This is a genomic window from Oceanobacillus neutriphilus (assembly GCF_014645515.1).
Classification (GTDB): domain Bacteria; phylum Bacillota; class Bacilli; order Bacillales; family Amphibacillaceae; genus Oceanobacillus; species Oceanobacillus neutriphilus.
Window position 1 is genome coordinate 267,055 of record NZ_BMLW01000004.1, and the last position, 17,666, is coordinate 284,720.

Consider the following 17,666-nt stretch of genomic DNA (forward strand, 5'->3'; position numbering starts at 1 on the left):
TTACTATTCCCTTGGGAGAATGTAGATAAACGAGAGACCTATATGTTTTAAATATCGTCATTATTGTTATCAAGTTATTCATATTTAAGCAATCATGACAGCGGTACTTTTTTCTTTATCAGCTTATAGATTAATTAAAAATACAACCTTTTATTCTATCAGTTGGACAATTAATTTGTGGTATAATAGTCACATCAATATACTGGCTTCACATGAGGGGTTATGATGGCACTTGTCGTCCTGTCCGGTAGTCTTTAGCTGGAGGCTTCCTAAGGAGGGAGGTGTTTCCTACGGGTTTAGAGAACGTGTTAGCACTAATGATATCCTTCGGGATGTTAATAGCGTTTATCACGTCAGATAAAAACCATAAAAAATAATCCCTCATGCTCTGTCGTAGGAAAGTGAGGGATTATTTTTCTCGCTGCCTAGCCCCTCTTGATGGGGTTCAGTCTGTTGTGACCGTTCCATGTTGCTGCATGGAGCGGTCTTTTAATTATATGTCATTCTATAAATAGTATACCCTATTTATAGAATTAAAAACAACTCATTTTTGTTTGAATAGCCTTATAATTAAGATGATGCAATTGTATTTTTGGCTATTTAAAAAGTTATTATAGATTGTAACACTTCCTATACAAACGCCCACACAAAATGCAAGCCCTTCAGCGCAGGGCAATATCTCCTAAGAATGAAGCGGAAAGGTGGTCATCGTATAATGCGCAGAATAGATAGAGTGGCTAGAGAGCTTAAAAGAATGTCAAAAAGCATATCCAAAAGTGAATTAATAGAAGGATCCTTTTCAGGATTCACAGCAAAAGAGATTAGTGAAAGCTTACAAATTGCGAGAAACTCTATCAGTGAAGATTTAAATGAATTGGTTAAAGAAGGCCGGGCAATCAAAATAAAAAGTCGTCCTGTATACTTTTTTGATCTTCAAATATTAGAATACCGTTCCGGGCAGAAAATAGAGATTCCATCTGACCAATATTTGAAAATAAAAGACTTCTTTAAGTCATCGGAAAATCAGATAGATACAGTAAAATATTCACCAGGTGATAATAGTAATCATATTTTCAATGAAATTATCGGCAGCAACGAAAGCATGGAGAAGGTTATTGCCAAGCTGAAAGCAGCGATGCTCTACCCGCCGTTTGGCTTAAATGTATTGCTCACAGGTGAAGCCGGTGTGGGGAAAAATAAAGTTGCAGAAACCGTTCATAAATATATGGAAAGCTATCAGCAGCAATCTATCCCTTTTGTCTATTTTAATTGCTCTGAGTACCATAGTAATCCAGAACTGCTTACCTCCCATTTATTTGGCCATGTAAAAGGAGCCTTTACCGGGGCTGAAGCTGATAAAGCAGGATTGATTGAGAAGGCGAATAATGGATTCCTTTTTCTGGATGAGGTACATCGTTTAACATCTGAAGGGCAGGAGAAATTATTTACCGTTTTAGATCGCAGAAGCTATTCACGAATGGGCGAATCTCTCTATCACCCAGTAAATGTACGTATTATCTGTGCAACAACAGAAGATGTCCAATCTGCTCTGCTGCAGACCTTCTTGCGCAGGATCCAGGTAGTTGCACAGATTCCTTCTCTTGCTGAACGGACAGAAAAAGAAAGATTAGAATTAGCACTGTCCTTCTTCCAGCAAGAAAGCAATCAAATCAAGAAATCATTGAAGGTTTCTGAGGAAATTTTAAAATTTATCGCTAATCAACATTATCCGGGGAATGTCGGGCAGATGAAAAGTGATATTCAATTGATTTGTGCAGAAGGGTACCTGCACGGTATGACCAAAAATTTAAAAACCATCTCTATTGATTTTAATTTAATAGAAGATAAAAATCTTATCCCTGCATCAGCAGATTCTGACGAACAGCCGGAGGAAATCTTTTTTATCCCTGGAGATCCGTCTATCAGGGTAGACTCGTTATTACCGCTGCCGAAAGCTATCAGCCAATTAGACCCTTTTTACTCCCTATTACTCAAGGAATATAAAGAATTGCAAAGCAGTAATCTGTCTCGTCAGGATATTCTAGCGTTTTTACGGGAGAAAATTCAATCTCATTTTGACTATACATTTCAGCAGAAAAATGTAGCAAGGATCCTTCAGGACGACAATTCGATGCTTCATAAAATAGATAATGTTGTCTCACATATCGAACAGTCATTGCTGCTGTCTTTTACAAAGCTAAAGAAAAATATCTTAATCAACCATATCTATTCTCTTATTTCTATCGTGAGCAATACACCGGGAGACAGCTTATTCTTATTTGATAAAGGACTCGTTATTAATAAACTCGATTATTTTGAGGAAGTAAAAAAAATATGTACACATATAGAGGAAACCTTTCAAATAAACTGCCCGCCGGTGGAATTATCATTTATGTCTTTATTTTTACAAAGATTATCACATGAAGACAATACAGCTGAAAAGAAATACGATAATGATGTTGTTATTATCGCTCATGGTGAATCCACAGCCTCCAGTTTAGCTGGTTATACGAATAAATTGTTCCAGAAAAATGTTATCCAGGCTATTGATATCCCTTTTGAACAGCCTGTAAATGAAACATTGAATCTTCTTAAGCAATTAGTGGATAAACAAAACATAAAAAAACTGGTGCTTCTCGTTGACGTCGGTTCTCCGATGTATTTTGGGAATATTGTATCTAAAGAATTTCAAATCGATGTTTTGATGATTAAAGACATCAATCTACTGTCTATCATTGAACTGATGAATGTCATCATGTATGAATCTACTGATTTTAACTATCTGCTTTCAGCCATGCATGACAGGAATTTAAAAGTCGTTCTCTATCAGAAAGAACTATCTTATGACAGTCAGGTCATTATCATAACCTGTGCCACAGGTATCGGAGCAGCAATAAAAATCAAGAATTTATTACAGGATACCTTTGGAGATTATTTACCTTCCAATCTGCGATTGCTGACCTTAAGCTATGAAGAAACAAAAAGTGTCGATAAACTATCCGGTTATTTGGAAGAGCATGAGTATCCATTAGCAATGATTGGCACCTTTGAAACAGACCTTCTTGACGTGCCTTTTATTCCATTAGACATCCTTTTTTCCGAAAAAGGAATCGAGAATTTAATGGTTGTACTCGGATATAATATGGATAGCAAGTCGAGCAAAGTTATTCAGGAAGAAATTTCATCTAATTATATCCAAAATGTATCTTTAGAGGCTATTGCTAATCACATCCATGTTCTCAATCCTCAAAAGCTGTTGATAGAGATGAAATCAGTGTATGAACACATTTGCAGACAATTAGATATACAGCCTTCCATGCTTATTATGCTGCGTTTCTTAATTCATTGCTGCTGTACAGTAGAAAGACTTGTTGCAGATGATGTTGCTATTCTTAAATCGAAAAACTTCGATCCAGGTTCTTTGGATAACCAAAAAGAAAGGAGTGTCATCAAACTGTCACTTCGACAAATTGAACTGTCATATGATATAAAATTTCCTGCTATTGAAATAGAATATATCTATGAGGTTTTATTTTATTAACTCTATAAAATCAATGCTGTCAGCTTTTATCTGGCAGCTTTTTTTATGGGATTTCAAAATACGACAGATTATTGGCATGCTTTTTGCTTGTAAATTGGCAAGGAGGTGAAATGAATGGTAGAAAGGCCAAAAACATATGAGATTTTACTATTAACACATGGCGGCTGGGGAATGACGCTAAAGGAAAAACTGACCATGATCATTGGAAAAATTCACGGCGTCAGCGAAGTAGCTTTAGAACCATCTGATACTACAGAAACCTTTCTCCAAAAGGTAAAAGAAAAGGTAACGAAAATGCCTGCTGATTCACTTATTCTTACTGATATTGCTGGAGGGACCACCTCTAATATCGCATTAACATTTAGTAAAGATTATCAAATAAACATTTTATCCGGGTTGAACTCTATGATGTTAATGGAAGCTATTATGCGGCAAAATCAGCCCTTTACAACGGAGAGTGTGGCTCAAATAAGAGAAGCTGCTTTATTAAGCTGTCAGCACCTGCAGTTGCCGGATCTTAAAAATTAAAAGAAACTTTTTTAATTTTTTGTAACCGCTCACTAAATTGTGAAAGATTACAATTTCATACTTACTTATAATTACCAATCTCAAAATAGACCTTAGGAGGAATTAGAAATGGCAGAAATACAAATGGTACGTATTGATTCTCGATTGATTCACGGGCAGGTAATCACCAAATGGATTAGGCAAACATCTGCTAACCGGATTGTGATTATTGATGATGCTTTGTCTGCAGATGAATTCATGACAGGTATATACACAATGGCAGCGCCATCAGATATAGAGGTAAACATTTACTCAGTTGACGAAGCAGCCGAGTATTGGAAAAAAGAAGAAATGGGCGCTGGAAAACTATTTATTTTAACTAAAAATGTTGAAACAATCTATCAAACTATAAAAAAAGGAATCCCTATTGACGAGATACAGATTGGAGGGCTGGGTGGCGGTCCAGGAAGGATTTCAGTATTTGGGCCAATTTCCTTAGATGAAGAAGACGCTGCAATGTTGAAAGAGTTAGAACAAGAAAACTGCCACGTATATTTACACCAAGTTCCAGAAGAATCTAAAATGGAGTTTAAAAAAGCTTTAGAGCGATATAACTCTCTCAAAAACAAAAATAAGTAAAGGAGAGTGAATTAAATGACCCTTTTTGTAGCAATATTGTGTGGCTTTTTATACTTTATCGGTAGCAGCCGCCTCTTTTATGGTATGACACAGGCATTTGGATCCCCTATTTTTTACGGGCTGATTCTAGGATTAGTATATGGAAAGGTTGGAACCGGGTTAGCGATCGGCGCTACAATACAGCTTATTTATATTGGACTTGTTTTCACTGGCGGAAATATGCCATCAGATCAATCCTTAGCTGGAATTATTTCTATACCAATAGCTTTACAAACTGGAATGGACGTAAATGTTGCTGTAGGGCTTGCAGTTCCATTTGGTGTTTTAGGAATATTTATAGACCAAATTAGAAGACTTTCAAATTCATATTGGATATCAAAAGCAGAGAAGTACGCTAACGAGATGAATGTTAAGAAAATATTTCATTGTGCGATAACTTACCCGACAATTGTGATGTTTTTAATAACATTTACTCCTGTCTTTGTTATTACTTTGTTTGGGGCTAACACTGTTCAATTTGTGATTGATACTCTTCCGCAAGGTATAATTGATGGTCTTAGCGTTGCCGGTGGGGTTTTACCTGCCTTAGGTTTTGCTATTATCATCATGATGATAGGCAAGAGATCATTAATGCCTTATTTCTTTCTAGGATTTTTCGCTGTAGCTTATTTGGGAATTAATACTATGGCAGCAGCAGTATTTGGCTTTTGTATTGCAGCGTTAGTTTTGTTTAATTCTCTTAGAGACGAAGAAAAGGTGGTTGGTTAGCATGGTTTCTAAAACTACAAAATCACAGGATGTTGAAGAAAAAGACCAGAGTAAATTATCAAATAAGGAATTAAAGAAAGTATATACTAGATGGATTATGGGAGTGGAGGTAAGTAACTCTTACGAACGTTTGCAAGCGTTATCTTTTTGTAATTCTTTAGCTAAAACTTTGAAAAAAATATATAAAGATGATGATCAAGGTCTTAAAGAAGCTTTAGAACGTAATATTCAATTTTATAATTCAGAAGGGATTTTCGGTTCCATTATTGTTGGCGCAACTTTATCAATGGAAGAAGAAAAATCAAAAGGAAACCCAGTTGAAGGAGAAGTTATTACTGGATTTAAAACCGGACTGATGGGGCCAATTGCAGGAATTGGGGATACATTGGTTCACGGAACTATAAAACCAATCATTCTAGGTATAGCGGCTTCCTTAGCATTAAGCGGTGTTTTTTTAGGAGGACTTGTTCCTTTTCTATATCCTATATTAACTATTTTAATGGGATATTGGTTCTTAAAAACCGGGTATTCATTAGGCCGGGAATCAGTAATGAAAATGATGAAATCCGGATTAATTAATAAAGTAATTAAAAGTGCCAGCGTGTTAGGCTTATTCATGATGGGGGCATTATCATCTACGTATATAAAAGTAAAAACACCCTTGGAATTTTCACTTAGTGGCGGAGAAGGTGAACCAATTGTTATACAAGATATTTTGGACCAGATTTTAGCTGGCATGTTACCTCTTGTAGCAGTATTCGGAATTTACTTTTATTTCAAACTAAAAGGGCAATATTATAATAGGCTTATTATTTGGATTATCGTTATTTCATTAATTACTGGTTACTTTGGAATTTTAGAAAGCAGTTGATGAATGAACAAAAAAAGAAGCGAAAGGAATGATACTGAAAATGGAAATGGAGATTATAAAAAAGCATTATGATGATTACTTAGATTCAAGGTTAGATGAACTTTGGGATATTGCTAAGTATGTTCACGCTAATCCAGAAATTGGCTATCAAGAGAAAAAAGCTTGTAGTATACAATGTAAATTTCTTAAAGAGAACGGGTTTGAAGTTGAAGAGAATCTAGGAGAATTGCCCACTGCCTATAAAGCAACCTATCAATATAAAGAAGGCGATTTAACAATTGCTGTAGTTTCAGAGTATGATGCTTTACCAGAACTCGGTCATGGCTGCGGTCATAATTTAATATGCACAACTGCTTTAGGGACAGCATTAGAGGTTAAAAAATTTATGGAAGATAATGAAATACCAGGTACTTTAGTTGTAATGGGAACTCCTGCTGAAGAAGGTGGCGGAGGAAAAATAAAATTACTGGAGAAAAATGCTTTTGATGGTATTGATGCTATTTTATTTATGCATCCAACAAGTGACACTACCCGGCTTGCAGGGGAATGTATGTCGTCTGCAAGAATACAAATTGAATTTCAGGGGAAATCTGCACATGCTTCTTCTCATCCCAATAAAGGTATTAATGCTTTAAGTGCGGCTAACTTATACTTTGTAGCAACCGGACTGATGAGACAGCATTGTAAATCTGACCTCCGCTTATCCGGTATTATTGAAGATGGCGGAAAGAGCACCGGTCAAATTCCTGACTTTGTTTCTATTAAAGCATCTTTAAGCTGCTTTAAAGCAAAGGATTTAGAGGATTATACAGAAAGAGTACGTAATTGTGCAGAAGGAGCAGCGCTTGCTACCGGGTGTAAAGTAAATATAAAGATTAAACCAGGCTACTTAGGCAGAGTTCCAAATGAAATTCTATCCGAAGTCTGCAGAAAAGAGCTTATTGATATTGATGAACCTGTTATGGATGGCATGCCTTTTGATTATGGCGGCGAGGATCTTGGAAACGTCTCAAGGGTTATCCCTATCTGCAATCCCTACGTAACCATTTTTCCGGATTATAAAATTTCAAATCATACAGAGCAATTCAGAGATTTAGCTGATTCTCCGGCTGGGAAACGCTGTATACAGGTAAGCAGTAAGGCAATGGCAAGAACAGCAATGGAGTTATTTATGAACCCTGAAATTGTTGATCAGGCAAAAGAGGAATTAAAAGAACGGATGAAGGATGAATAATGAATTAATCTCAAGCTAAGCTTTTCTCTCTATTCAAAACAGCCACCCTTAAGGTTAAGGGTGGCTTAATCTGCTCTGGAATTCCATATGGGATTTGTTCCAGATTCACGTATTATATCAAGTTAAAATAACGATTACCATTACTATAAGAACACCTGCTACAATTATAGAAAGCCAATCATCCATACAAAAAACCCTCCACTTGAACACCCTCTTTAAGGAATCTCTATCTGAATACGCTCTCGCCCTTCACCATCTGCATTAACCACCCAATAGCTGTAGTCCGGTTCAGATGATGTAGCAAATGCCTTATCCACCGTGACGATCAGTTTATCTTGATGATTAAAAAAGACTGGTTTTGTAACATGCTCACCAAATGACGTTATCTGCTCTGCCTGCTTTGTATCCAGAGGCATTCGGTAGCCTTCGTAAATATAGGTACCATTTTCACTTGTTCTAGCTACATCGGAGAAAGCAATATATTTTCCATCCGCGGACAACGCAGGGGAATATATCATGGGTACACCTGTAGCAAAATCCCCTATAGGGGTAACCGTTGTTTCACTTCCATCTTTCAGATCGTGGAAAACTAACTGGTCTGCCCCATCATAACTTCGATACATCAATGTTTCTCCATCCGGTGTCAAATCTAAGTCAGACATATCATAAGCCCCTTCGTCTGTGATCTGCTCAATCTCTTTTGTATTCAAATCGATGCGGTAAATATCGAAATCATGAGGGTTCTCTGATGCAATTGGAGAATAATTTGTGTACACACCAGCTTTAGAAAAATATAAAGACTGGCCATCTGGTGAAAAAGCCGCCTCTGTCACTAAGCCTTTCTCGTCTGTCAGTTCTTTCACCCCTCCATCAGCATGATTGAAGAGCATTAGCTTTCCAAGTGGATGTTCATCATCATCCTCCCATTGCTCTACATAGGCAATTGCCTCACCATCTGGGGAGAATGTTGGGTTCATAAGGTAATTCCCCTCAGCGGCTTTCGTTACCAGCTCCGCATTTCCCCCGCTGACAGGTGCTGTATAAATTGCGGATTCACCCTTATGTGCATATACGAAGGTAATCTCTTCATCATCCGGTGAAATATCGGCAGACTCACCGAAACCAGTGTACCCTTCCGGACCTCCTGCTAAATATCCTGCTCCCCATAAAATGAGGAATAACAGTATCATTCCGACGATGAAGCTTATATTTTTCATTGTTAACGACATTTTTTCACCCCCCGTAAGAAATTCTTAGAATGATAAAGGACAATACAAGAGCCGATACAGAAACTAATAGCCCCGTCGCAAGAGATAGAACTGGTTTTTTCGCAATAAAATTCATTTGGAATTTATAAAAAGCCAGCCAGATAAGAATTGGTAACAGCGTAATAAAGGCTTGCTTGTTTATCCCTGCGAAGAAAAGAATTGACCACAAAAAGAATAAACTCAAAACGATAATAATAACCCCATACAGCAGATTCATGATATAGCTGAATTTCACGAGCCACTGTTTTTGGTGTTTACCGTCAACCTGACTGGTAGAATAATAGGAATTTCGAAAAACAAATACGAAGCCCATCCCAACCACAATAAGCAAATAAATACTGAAAAATAGAGCCTGCCACTGTGATAAACCCTGCATTGACACTATATTGATCCCATTCCAGATAATATTGACCATAAGCAGCGCATTAAGTAAATAAAAATAGCGCCCAAACGTTGAAATATTAATAGCTGCCAGCGTAACGATACTCCCTGACAACAATTGAACAACCAGCCAGACTGGAGAAGGTTCATGAATAACAAAGGAAAGATGCAAATAAAAAATAAACCCGAATAAAATAGTGGAGATACCTATGAAATACAATAAGCCCCGTTGATATGGATACATCGATTCCTGCAGCCCCTGCCCTATCCTGTTTGATTCCCCAAATGCTGCTATTACTTTTTTCTCTGCCTGTTTTTCAGAGAGTCCCTCGCTGATATAATCACTCTTCGCCTCGTTTAAATGACTGAGCAGCTCTTCCCTAATCTCTTCACGTTCACATTCTGTACTTTGCATTTGTTTCAGGATCTCTTCTACATGCTTCTCAATCCGGTTCATGATAAATCCCCAGATGTTTTCGTGATTAATTTATGAATACTGTTCCATTCTTCCAGTTTTTTCTCTAAAATAGCACTGCCTTCATCCGTTATCTGGTAGTATTTCCTTCTTCCCTGATCCACCTCTGACCAATAAGAATGAAGCCATTGCTTTTTCTCCATTCGCTTTAAGGCAGGATAAAGTGTTCCTTCTCCCATGTTGTACAACTGATCACTTTTATCCTTTAGTACCTTGACCATTTCGTAACCATACATATCCTTTTCGGATAGCAGGTTCAACAATAAAATATCAATACTGCCCTTCATTATCTCCCGGTCCATTTTGATATCACCTCTTTACGACATTGTAATACGATGCACCTCGTAATGCAAGGTTCAATAATGAAATATTTGGAAGAAGAAAGTAATTGCTATTTGTTGCAGCTGTGAAGAAGAACATGGAGAAGTTGACGATAACTAAGAAAGGAAGCAATCACACGGAAAGTTTGGTAGTTTATCTTTTGAAAACCTGAAACAGCAAAAAACCGGACAGAGTTTGTCCGGTTTCTCTTCATGATACACCAATTACCTTCAATACAAATTCTGCAAAGAACAGTATGGAGACAGTAAGTAACGGTATGGATATTTCCTTTCGTTTTCCCAAGGCTATTTTAACAATGGGATAGGCAATAAATCCAAATGCCATTCCATCGCCGATGCTGTATGTAAATGGAATCATTACAATAATCAACAGCGCAGGTATACATTCAGCAAATTGCTCCCAGGGCAAGTACTTAATATTCTGAGCCATCAGGAAACCGACGATAATTAATATCGGGCTGATCGCCGTTGCCGGAACCATTGATATCCAGGGAATAATAAAAATAGTCGCTAAGAATAATATTCCTGCGGTTATTGCCGCTTTGCCTGTACGTCCGCCAGAGGCAATAACCGCAGCGTTTTCTGCTCCTGATACAGTAGGTGATGTCCCGAATATACCGGATAACAGAGCAGATGTTGCTGTGATACGATAAGACTTACTATAAGCCTCTGTTTTCTTCAGCATATCTAACTGACTCGATAAAATACCCATATTCTCAAATATCAGGATCAATGCCAGTGAAAACACAGAAACCCAAAAGGATATTTCGGAAGCGGCTGAAAAAGATGGCATAAACAGCATTTCGCTAAACTCGAAATGAACCGAAGCTGCCCCTTCTGTCGATACTCCGAATAACATGGCAATAACTGTCCCGATAATCATGGTAATCAGGAAATTCGCAGGCACTCCTTTTACAAATAAGTAAATGGCAATAAATAAAGTGATTATCCCGGCAATAACGCTTGGAGAAGTAAAATCCCCTATAGCAATGACAGATTGCTCGCCTGCAGTTATAATCCCGCTTTTTTCTACACCGATCAGGATGAGAAAAAATCCTAATCCGATAGTTATCCCATGCTTTAATGATTCTGGAATAGCCTCTTTTAACATGACTCCCATTTTTGTAAATGCGGTCAGCATAAATAAAATTCCTGCCATCCAAACTACAGCCAGACCCTCATTAAAGCTGAATCCATTATTTCCAATAATGGAATAGGCGAATAAAGCATTTATCCCCATACCAGGTATCAGGATAAGGGGGAGCTTACCAAAAAAGCCCATGAGCATTGTTCCTGCAAAGCTCGCCAATATTGTCGCTATCATTCCAGCTTCCAATGAAAGGCCAGCCTCATTTAAAATAGAACCGTTCACGACAACAATATAAACCATTGTCAGATAGCCGATTATTCCTGCAACAATGTCTTTTTTTAAATCATTATTCTGCTGCATTACAAACCTCTATAATTTCATATCCCTCTCCCACCCGATAAAGCATAACCACTTTATCCACAAATGCAATATTTAGTATACCCTGATAAACCATCAGCTATAAACGCCTGGTAATCAAGCAGTTTATTGCTGATGGTTTATGATTTAATATCAGGACTTTGTATCTGTTTCAGCCATGCTCTCCAGCTCTCTTTTCGTAAGCTGGCGATCATACGCTTTCACAAATGGGTAGTAGAGAATTGCATCTAGAATCATTAACAGAATAACCAGGACAAATGCTTTCCAATCTAATGTTGAGAAGAAAGCTCCTATAAAAGGCGGCATTTGCCACGACAACATCGAAAAAGTTTTCCCTACCAGTCCTATGGACATACATATATAACTAATCGTAGCATTCAATGTCGATGTCAGCAAGAAAGGAATCAGGAACATCGGATTCAACATTAAAGGTATCCCAAAAATTAATGGCTCCGAGATATTGAATAGTGCCGGTACGATACCAACTTTCCCAACGTTCTTTAATTGCTTTGACTTAGCTAAGAATATTAATAGTAGTGCTAGTCCAATAACTGACCCTGCACCGCCAATGGCTGTGAAATACGTCCAAAATGACGTAGTAAATATATGTGGAAGCTGTTCTCCTGCCATTTGTGCGGCTGCATTGATAGATATATTTCCATCACGAATCGGTCCCATAACCCCTCCAAGGGCTGCATCATGAATACCGAAGAACCAGAATACATGCGTTAACAGGGTAATAAAAATAACAAATGCTAAGCTGTCCGCCGATTTAAAGGTTGGTGATAAGAAATCAAACATCGATTGTGCCATATTCGTACCAAAAGAGTGGAAAATGGCGTAAATAACTGTATAAACTGCAATGATAATTATCCCAGGAATCAAGGATGCAAACACATCACTTAAACTGGCCGGAACACTTGGCGGCATTTTGATTTTACCAAATTCTTTTTGCTGCATAATCCGATAAAGTTCCGTCGTTCCAATACCAATCAGGATAGCCGACAGCAACCCTTTCCCGTCAATAAAACTGAACTCTAATGTTTTTGCATCAAATCCTAATTCTTGAGGCTGTGTAACAAGTAAGAAAAACCCCATGACGGAAAATAAGATTGGAATAAATGAATTAACTTTATAGAAACGGCATAGAAAGTGCGTAATTCCAATACAAACATACAAAGACATGGCACCCAATGTAAACGCAAACACCCAATTCAATACTTCAGCATTATTTAATGCAAATTTTTCCCAGGCAAGCATGAACCCATTCGTTGTTTCCTCGGTTACAGGAGGAGAGCTTATAATGGCTACAAGCCCTCCTGCCAATGTAATCGGTAAGAGACTGATAAAGGCATCACGAATAGCTGCAAGATGACGCTGTTGTCCAAATTTATTAGCAATCGGCATGACTTTATTTTCCATCAGCGCCGTTACCGAATTAAATTTACTCATGGTTATTTCTCCCCTTCATAAAAGTGGGATGCATCTTTTAGTATTCCTTCCGCATCCATGATGCCATATTTTGATAAATCAATTGTCATTGCCGGGGTTCCAGCGTTCGCTTTGATTTCATTTAATTGAAAGCGAATTTGCGGTCCAACCAGAATAATATCCACATTTTCCAGTTTATCCTGATATTCACTGACTCCCACTGCCCGTACTGTTGCTTCCCCGCCTGACGCATCTTCCATTTTACGTGCCAATATTCCTGAAGACATCCCCGCATTACAAACGATTAATATGTTTAACATTGTATTAACTCCTCTCGATAGTAGCCCCATTGGACTCACAAACTTTTTTATACCAGTAATAAGATGCTTTTGGCTTTCTTTCAAAACCATTATCAAAATCCACACCGACTAGTCCATAACGTTTTTCATGGCCATTCTTCCAGGAATAAAGATCCATCGTTGACCAGATAAAATAACCTAATACCTCTGCTCCGTCATCAATTGCATTTAGAATAGCGTTAATATGTGCATTTAAGAAATGTATGCGGCCTTGATCATCAACGGATTTCTCATTTGGCACATCTTCATAGAAAGCTACTCCATTTTCCGTAATAAAGATTGGCACCTTGTATTTCTCATATGCCCGCATGATTCCATGATATAAGCCCTGCGGATAAATTTCTGTATCCCATTCGGTATAAGTGGAATCCGGATTGTCAAACACCTGTTCAAACCAGCCTTTTACAACCACTTTACTGGATCCTTTTGCTTCTGATCCTTTATTATTAATACGTAAGATACTCTCTCCACCGGTATATGGCTTGATAAGCGCTCTTGCATAATAGTTCAACCCGGCAAAATCAACGGTATTATGCTTTATAGCTTCAAAATCCGCTTCTTGCATAAAGCTTAAATCGTATTTTTCATTCAGCATACCCAGCATATCAATCGGAATCTCACCTTTAATGGCTGTGTCTAAAATCCAATTGTTAAAATAGTTATCTGCTTTACGCATCGCAATTTTTGTTTCCAGACTGTCATCCACACCAAAAATAGGAGCATAGCTGTGAACGATTCCAATTTGACCTTTCATTTTCATCTCTCTAAATAATTTTACTGTTAAAGCATTGGCAAGCATCATATAGAAAGAAGCCTGAATTGTTTTTTGTGTATCGTCTATCCCAGGAGGATAATTCCCTATTTTATAACCGCTGAAGACATAGTATCTCGGTTCATTAAAGGTAGACCAGTAGGTTACTTTGTCTCCATATTCCTCGAAGCAGACCTTCGCATATTCTACATAAGCATCACAGATTTCACGCTCAGCCCATCCACCTTTGTCTTCCAGATATTGAGGCAGATCCCAGTGAAATAGTGTTACAAACGGCTCAATCCCATTTTTTAGACATTCATCAATAATATTATGATAAAATTGAACCCCTTCCGGATTTACCTCACCCTTATCATTTTTAATAATTCTGGGCCAGGCAATGGAAAAACGGTAAGCTTTATGCCCCCCTTCTTTCATTAAGCGAATATCTTCTTTGTATTTATGGTAATGATCGGAGGCATCATTTCCATTCTCCAGATTATTTTCATGCAGATATACGTCCCATAAGGAAGGTACTCGTCCCCCTTCGTTCCATCCTCCTTCACATTGATAAGATGCCGTCGCTGTTCCCCACAAAAAATTTTTATTTATCATTTTTTTACCTCACTTTCAAATTTTTTATAGATATCTATGACTTCACTAGCCAAATCAATTGTAAGTTGTCCCATCATAAAATGATCTTCACTGTGCATTAACAACAGGGACATTTCTGTTTTGTCCCCTCCTGCTTCCTTTTGAATCATGTCTGTATGCGTTTTTTGTGCAAGAAGTAATTCCTCTTTTCCTTTTTCAACGCATTCTTCTGCTTTTTCCCATTCTCCCGATTTCGCAAAAGAAATCGCTTCCATTCCATAACTGCGAGCATTACCGCTGTGCAGAATCAATCCAAATGAAACTGCTTCTGTTCCTTCACTTAAACTCATCGTGATGACACCTCTCTATCTGTTCTCTACGTAATTAATCATAACTCCAATAGATATCCGCAGTGAAATAATTATTTGCCTATCCCGTTAGGAAAAGCCTGACAAACCCGTATAGAGAGCCGCTTGCCGGTTAAGCTATAGATAAGTTTTCCATGATAGTTTCCTTACCTGAATGATATAAATAAATCAAAGATTTTCTTTTAGAGAGGTATAAATTGAAATAATAAATCATTTTTTCGAGGAGATGAGCTCGGGCCCATGGAAAGCGTAGTGTTTTTTCAGAGCGAATGCCAGAAGGTAAAATCTTAATTTCAACTTAGATAGATTGATTAATGTATTGCTTTTCAAAATAAGAGTGATTATGATTAAATATAGGAAATGTATCTACAAAAGACTCCTCTCTCTATAATTAATATTCTCTACAAAATAATTGGTTTATAAATCAATTTTTAATGATAAGGGAGGATACTATGAACAAGCGGCAAACAAAACTGGTACAATATCTTATCAGCCAGGATGATTGGGTAAAAGGAAATCAATTAGCAGTTGATTTCAATGTAAGCTCGCGTACGATACGTAATGATATTCAAACCCTGCAGTTGAACGGGTTTAAAATAAGTTCTTCTAAAACTTACGGATACCGTATAGAAGAATCGTCTGAAGCAGTACGGCATTTAGATAAAAAGAATGAATTCCCTGAAACTGCATATGACCGGATGGTATATATATTAAAAAGACTTCTTCATGTTTCCGAGCAGCAAAATATTTTTGATTTAGCTGATGAATTATTTGTGAGCGAATCCACCATTGAAAAAGACTTATACCGGCTGAAAGATTTTATCACGAATACAGAGAGTAAAGTAAAGCTGGAAAGAATAGAAAATGGCATTTTGCTTGAAGGAAGCACGCGGGCTAAAAGAACGCTGTGGTCGAAGCTGATCTTTAATGAAATAAAAGAAGATTTGTTCGATATCTATGAGCTGGAAAATCATTTTAACGAAATAAATCTAAAAGATATTAGGCACATCCTCTCTGAGGTGCTCTCTGAATACAAAATATTTTTAAATGACCTATCCATGATTAATATGGTTATTCATGTGGCCATTATACTCGATACCATCATACGCAAGGAACAGACAATTCCTTCGTCAGAGGTTGATTATACCAGTTCAGAAGAAGAACTGGCAGCCTCTGAAAAAATTTGTGAAAAACTCGGAGATTTATACGGCATAACCATTCCCCTGCCGGAAATTAAATATATTGCCATCTTAATCGGCGGAAAGAAAAGCTATTATAACGATACGTTAAAAGAGCATAAAAGAAAAATAGACAGCCGCTTTTCAGAACTGGCAAAAGAATTGATTCAATCCATCAGTAATAAATTTTTAATCGATTTAAGTGAGGACGAAAAATTACACATTGATCTTTCCATGCATTTGAAATCACTTTACAACCGTAATCAACGCGGGGTTGAAATTCATAATCCCGTTTTAATGGAAACGCAAAGAAAATTTCCGTTAATTTATGATATGGGCATTTTTATGGGTTTGGAGTATGAATTAAAAACAAACCAAAAATTAAATGAAGATGAAATTGGTCTGTTGACATTGCACCTGTGCATCGCCTTTGAACGGCTGGCGAAAGAAAGACAAACGAATAACAGGATCGCCATTCTTTGTCCAACAGGCTTTACAACCAGCCGATTATTGAAGGCAAAGTTAGAAAATATTTATGGAGATAAGATCGGTCAATTGCAGCTATTCTCTCTTTCCGACAGCTGGGATGCGATAGCCCAATTCAATCCTGACCTTGTTCTTACAACAGCACGGGTTCCGGAAGGCTTTCCTTTTCCTACTTTGGAAGTGACACCATTTCTGTCAGAAAAAGAAATAGAGAAAATAGATGCTTATCTTCAGCCAAAAGAAAAGAAATTCAATAACCAGAATGTTGTTTCATACTTTAGTGAAGATTTATTCTTTCCAGACATAACAAAACAAACGCCGGATGAAGTGATTGCATTTCTCTCCTCTGAATTAGAGAGGCAAGGAATCGTCCCTCCAAAATATAACGAGCTAATTTTAGCACGGGAAGCAATCTCATCCACCGCTTATGGAAATTTAATTGCTTTGCCCCATCCGATTGAAAAAGTAGCCAGTAAAACAATTATTGCTGTTTGCACACTAAGTCAGCCGGTTCAGTGGGGTAATCAAAAAGTACAGCTGGTTTTATTATTTGCCCTCGCAAATGATAAAAGAGAACTGATGGACAGTTTGTTTAGAGAGATTATTGATATGCTGGATAATCCTAAAAAGGTGAAAAAAATATTACAAGCGAAGGACTTTGGATCCTTTGCTGAGCTAATCAGGTAATATAATCGCTGCTCACTCAACTTTCGCACCTAAGAATAAACATCTATACCTTACTATTCCACCAAGATGAACATATTCTTCATTATCCTGCTTGCATATTGTTAAATCATCCTTCTATGGAAATGAAGATTGTGTATAGCACCGCTCCGACCAACCACTACGCTTTCCATGGGGACGGCTTCAGCTAACTTGAAAAGAAAACCGCTTTTCAAGTGGATCTTCAGCTCGCCCTGTTCCCATAGGAGTCTCCGTGGTTGGTCTGCGCTCAGTTAGGCTTCTACAGCGAATGAAAGAAATCATATCCTTATGAGGTTGGATG

15 protein-coding genes are annotated in these 17,666 nt (G+C 37.6%); 7 read left to right on the plus strand and 8 right to left on the minus strand.

Going from position 1 to position 17,666, the window contains the following annotated elements; translation table 11 throughout:
• Positions 1-715: 715 nt before the first annotated feature.
• From IEX29_RS08555 to IEX29_RS08580, 6 genes are all read left to right on the plus strand, one after another.
• Positions 716-3,541, plus strand: a complete 2,826-nt coding sequence (locus tag IEX29_RS08555; RefSeq protein WP_188734045.1) for a sigma 54-interacting transcriptional regulator — start codon at positions 716-718, stop codon at positions 3,539-3,541.
• 114 nt (positions 3,542-3,655) lie between these two features.
• A complete protein-coding gene (locus IEX29_RS08560) occupies positions 3,656-4,069 on the plus strand; it encodes a PTS sugar transporter subunit IIA (protein ID WP_188734046.1) in 414 nt (137 codons plus the stop codon).
• Positions 4,070-4,177: 108 nt separating this feature from the next.
• Positions 4,178-4,687 (plus strand): PTS sugar transporter subunit IIB, encoded by a 510-nt coding sequence (locus tag IEX29_RS08565; protein ID WP_188734047.1) that lies wholly within the window; start codon positions 4,178-4,180, stop codon positions 4,685-4,687.
• Between the two features lie 15 nt (positions 4,688-4,702).
• Entirely contained in the window at positions 4,703-5,455 is a 753-nt protein-coding gene (locus IEX29_RS08570; protein ID WP_188734048.1) for a PTS mannose/fructose/sorbose/N-acetylgalactosamine transporter subunit IIC, read from the plus strand.
• Position 5,456: 1 nt separating this feature from the next.
• Positions 5,457-6,326, plus strand: coding sequence for a PTS system mannose/fructose/sorbose family transporter subunit IID (locus IEX29_RS08575; RefSeq protein ID WP_188734049.1), 870 nt, complete (start codon positions 5,457-5,459; stop codon positions 6,324-6,326).
• A gap of 28 nt (positions 6,327-6,354) precedes the next feature.
• The gene (locus IEX29_RS08580; RefSeq protein ID WP_204799058.1) at positions 6,355-7,560 is read left to right on the plus strand and encodes an amidohydrolase; all 1,206 of its coding nucleotides are present in this window, start codon (positions 6,355-6,357) and stop codon (positions 7,558-7,560) included.
• A gap of 215 nt (positions 7,561-7,775) precedes the next feature.
• On the opposite strand, the gene IEX29_RS08585 is transcribed toward IEX29_RS08580, so the two are convergent.
• The 8 genes from IEX29_RS08585 to IEX29_RS08620 all read right to left on the minus strand — a co-directional run bounded on the left by IEX29_RS08585 (position 7,776) and on the right by IEX29_RS08620 (position 14,978).
• On the minus strand, positions 7,776-8,789 hold the full coding sequence (locus tag IEX29_RS08585; protein WP_188734050.1) for a TolB family protein: 1,014 nt from the start codon (positions 8,787-8,789) through the stop codon (positions 7,776-7,778).
• A 4-nt stretch (positions 8,790-8,793) separates the two neighbouring features.
• On the minus strand, positions 8,794-9,666 hold the full coding sequence (locus IEX29_RS08590) for a permease prefix domain 1-containing protein (RefSeq protein ID WP_188734051.1): 873 nt from the start codon (positions 9,664-9,666) through the stop codon (positions 8,794-8,796).
• The gene (locus IEX29_RS08595) at positions 9,663-9,986 is read right to left on the minus strand and encodes a PadR family transcriptional regulator (protein WP_188734052.1); all 324 of its coding nucleotides are present in this window, start codon (positions 9,984-9,986) and stop codon (positions 9,663-9,665) included. Before IEX29_RS08595 ends, IEX29_RS08590 begins: the two co-directional genes overlap by 4 nt.
• Before the next feature lie 229 nt (positions 9,987-10,215).
• Positions 10,216-11,475 (minus strand): NCS2 family permease, encoded by a 1,260-nt coding sequence (locus IEX29_RS08600; protein ID WP_188734053.1) that lies wholly within the window; start codon positions 11,473-11,475, stop codon positions 10,216-10,218.
• Between the two features lie 150 nt (positions 11,476-11,625).
• Positions 11,626-12,945, minus strand: coding sequence for a PTS sugar transporter subunit IIC (locus tag IEX29_RS08605; RefSeq protein ID WP_188734054.1), 1,320 nt, complete (start codon positions 12,943-12,945; stop codon positions 11,626-11,628).
• 2 nt (positions 12,946-12,947) lie between these two features.
• On the minus strand, positions 12,948-13,244 hold the full coding sequence (locus IEX29_RS08610) for a PTS sugar transporter subunit IIB (RefSeq protein WP_188734055.1): 297 nt from the start codon (positions 13,242-13,244) through the stop codon (positions 12,948-12,950).
• Between the two features lie 4 nt (positions 13,245-13,248).
• Positions 13,249-14,646 (minus strand): glycoside hydrolase family 1 protein, encoded by a 1,398-nt coding sequence (locus IEX29_RS08615; RefSeq protein WP_188734137.1) that lies wholly within the window; start codon positions 14,644-14,646, stop codon positions 13,249-13,251.
• Positions 14,646-14,978: a PTS sugar transporter subunit IIA gene (locus tag IEX29_RS08620; protein ID WP_188734056.1), complete on the minus strand. Its 333-nt coding sequence runs from the start codon at positions 14,976-14,978 to the stop codon at positions 14,646-14,648. The genes IEX29_RS08615 and IEX29_RS08620 overlap by 1 nt, the downstream gene beginning before the upstream one ends.
• 470 nt (positions 14,979-15,448) lie before the next feature.
• Between IEX29_RS08620 and IEX29_RS08625 the strand changes: the two genes are divergently transcribed.
• Positions 15,449-17,347, plus strand: coding sequence for a BglG family transcription antiterminator (locus tag IEX29_RS08625; protein ID WP_188734057.1), 1,899 nt, complete (start codon positions 15,449-15,451; stop codon positions 17,345-17,347).
• Positions 17,348-17,666: the final 319 nt, after the last annotated feature.